This is a genomic window from Kitasatospora sp. MBT63, from assembly GCF_000710465.2.
Taxonomy (GTDB): Bacteria; Actinomycetota; Actinomycetes; order Streptomycetales; family Streptomycetaceae; genus Kitasatospora.
Genome location: NZ_JAIZ01000421.1, coordinates 1 through 2,600 on the forward strand (window position 1 = coordinate 1; position 2,600 = coordinate 2,600).

Sequence of the window (2,600 nt, forward strand, 5' to 3'; positions counted from 1 at the left end):
GGCTGCCGGCACCTCCGCCGCGCCGCGCCCGCCGGCCACCGCACCCGGCACCGGCCCGGCCGCGCCGCAGACGCCGCCCACGACCCCCGGCAAGGCGTACAGCCCGGCCCAGGTGTGCGGCGCCGGCTACGGCGTGGTGGACCAGCACCCGCTCGGCGGCGCCACCGTCTACCTGCTGTACAACGCCGGCAACGGCAACAACTGCGTCACCACGATCGCCGGCACCCCCGGCGGCCCGGTCGCGATGAACGCCACCCTGACGGTCAAGGGCGGTGCCACGGCGGGCAATCCGGGAAGCTTCACCTACTACGCCGGTCCGGTGACCGCGCACGCCGCCAACACCTGTGTCCAGTGGGGCGGTTCGTACCAGGGCGCCAGCTGGACCAGCGGCTGGAGCCACTGCGGCTGACCCGGGGCCCCGCCGCCCCACCGGGCGTTCACATGTCGCTCGGAAAGCCCGCCAGGACCGTCCCGTGCGGGCCGGAGCGCAGCAACCAGACCGGGCGGCTGCCGAGTTCGGCCACCGACGGGGTGACGTACAGCAGACCGGGCCGCTCGCCCGGTTCGGCGGTGTCCTCGGCCGCCGCGACGATCAGGCGCAGGACGTCGCAGGCGGTGCCGGCCGGGTCCGCCGCCGCGGCGGCCCGGTCCAGGCCCTCCGCCATCGCGGCGAGCGCCGCCCACAACGCCTCGGAGACCAGAGCGATCGGCGAGCCGTCCAGCGCCGGATGCGGGCCCGGGTCCGGGCACGGGCGGTGGGCACGGGCGACGGCCGGATCGAGGGCACCGGTGGCCGGCCCGGACGGGAAGGTGATGTCGTTCATGGCAGGGACGCTAACCCCGAGCACTGACGACGGGTCATGAACCGGCCGCCGCTCACCCGATCGTGCGCGCCGGCGGCCGCCGCGGCGGCCATCCTTGCCGGTGACGAACTCCGGCGTGCACGGCCATAATCGGGGGCCTGACCGATCTCACCGGTCAGCACACCGAAGGGGGACCCGGATGACGGAAGCGATGGCCGCCGCCGCGCAGGAACACGGACTCGGCGCCCGGCAGCAACTGGTGGAGAACAACCCCAAGCGGAAGCCCTGGCCGTTCGTCGTGCTGATGGCCGCCGTCGGCGGGTGGGCGTTCGACTTCGGCCTGGACATCGCGGTGGAGAACCAGCGCAAGGACGGCACCTGGTACTTCGGGCTCCCGATGCTGGGGGCCGCGGCGCTGGCGCTGGCGACCGCGGCCTGGCTGCTGCTGCGCCGCAACGGGACCAAGACCTGGGTGGCCCGCTACGAGCACGGCCTCGCCCGGCAGATCGCGGGCGCCGAGCCGGAGGTCCACCACTGGGACGAGATCAGGTGGGTGGCCCGGGACGACGTCAAGGTGGTTCAGCAGATCGGCAGTTACATGAAGTACCAGCTGCTGGTGGCACCCGAGCAGGGGCGCCTGATCGTCGTCGACAACGAGTACGCCGGGGTGCTGCCGTTCGCCGAGGGGGTGACCGAGGCGTTCACCCGGGCGCGGGTGCCCAAGGACGCGGCGCGGCTGGAGGCGGGTGAGCGGCTGGAGTTCGGCGGGGTCATCGACATCAACGCCGGCGGCCTCGGGAAGGGCAGCCGGCGGATCGGCTGGCGGGAGCTCGGGAAGATCGAGCTGAAGCAGGGCCGGATGCACGTCCACCGCCGCGGTGAGCCGAAGGCGTGGCTGACGGTCCCGGCGGTCGGCCTGCCCAACCTGCTGGTCCTGCTGACGCTGGCCGACGCGCTCCGGCGCCGGCACAGCCCCGACGAGGGCCCGGGCGCCGGCTGACGGGACGACGGGCCCGGGCGGCGGCCCGCCGGGCGGCTTCGCTAGCATGCCGCTCGACCGTTCGTACCAACCGTCGGCCCGGTGGCCTGCGGATATGAGGAGTACCTTGTCCCGGTTCCGGGTTGCCGCCCTGTTCGCCGCCACCGCCACGCTGTGCTGCGCGGCCCCCGTGGTCCCCGCCGCCCACGCCGACACCCCGGTCGGCGGCTGCCAGGGGAGCGGCACCATCACCGGCGGGGGCGGCCGGGACTCGATCAACGCCCAGCGTGGCCACGCGGGCGTGGTGTCCGCGTCCTTCCGTACCACCGACCAGGTGCCGGCGGGGACGACGGTCCGGGTCCAGATCTCCTCGGCGCCGGCCGGCGCGGCCGCGCCCCAGGCCTCGTGGCGGGTGGACGGCGGCGGCTGGCACGGTGTGGCGCTGGGTCAGGACCGCGGCCCGGTGGGGGACGCGTACTGGATGGGCTCCGGATCGGCGCTGCCCGCGCTGGCGGCCGGTGAGCACCGCCTGGAGCTGTCGGTCACGGTGCCCGCCGACGGCCCGCTGGTGACCTACCACCCGAACGTCTACTTCGACACCCCCGCGCCGTGTTACCTGCTGATCGGCTCGGTGGGCCTGGGGTCCGTCCAGATGCAGGGCGGCAGCGGCGGCAGCAGCGGCGGCAGCGGTGGCGCCGCGACGCCGACCAAGCGGGCGGCCACCACGCCGACGCCGACGGCGAGGCGGAGCAGCGGCGCCACGCCGTCGGCGGCCCGCACCACCGCGGCGCCCGAGCCGACCGCGACGGCCGGCCCTG

Annotated in this window: 3 protein-coding genes and 1 pseudogene; 3 read left to right on the forward strand and 1 reads right to left on the reverse strand. The window is 75.4% G+C overall.

All coding sequences use genetic code 11. The features are described from left to right. Nucleotides 1-409, forward strand: a 409-nt coding sequence (locus tag AA75_RS23350) for a spore-associated protein A (RefSeq protein ID WP_199520397.1), incomplete at its 5' end; no start/stop codon positions are given. 28 nt (nt 410-437) lie between these two features. Here AA75_RS23350 and AA75_RS23355 read toward each other — a convergent pair. After that, nucleotides 438-824: a hypothetical protein gene (locus AA75_RS23355; protein WP_033822155.1), complete on the reverse strand. Its 387-nt coding sequence runs from the start codon at nt 822-824 to the stop codon at nt 438-440. A 178-nt stretch (nt 825-1,002) separates the two neighbouring features. Here AA75_RS23355 and AA75_RS23360 point away from each other — a divergent pair, with 178 nt between their 5' ends. Further along, entirely contained in the window at nt 1,003-1,803 is an 801-nt protein-coding gene (locus AA75_RS23360) for a DUF6585 family protein (protein WP_149038324.1), read from the forward strand. Nucleotides 1,804-1,909: 106 nt separating this feature from the next. Then, nucleotides 1,910-2,600: pseudogene (locus AA75_RS23365) on the forward strand (hypothetical protein); the annotation flags it as partial.

Coding starts and splice junctions, on each gene's coding strand:
- AA75_RS23355 (WP_033822155.1), bottom strand. CDS start 824: ATGAACGACATCACCTTCCCGTCCGGGCCGGCCACCGGTGCCCTCGAT.
- AA75_RS23360 (WP_149038324.1), top strand. CDS start 1,003: ATGACGGAAGCGATGGCCGCCGCCGCGCAGGAACACGGACTCGGCGCC.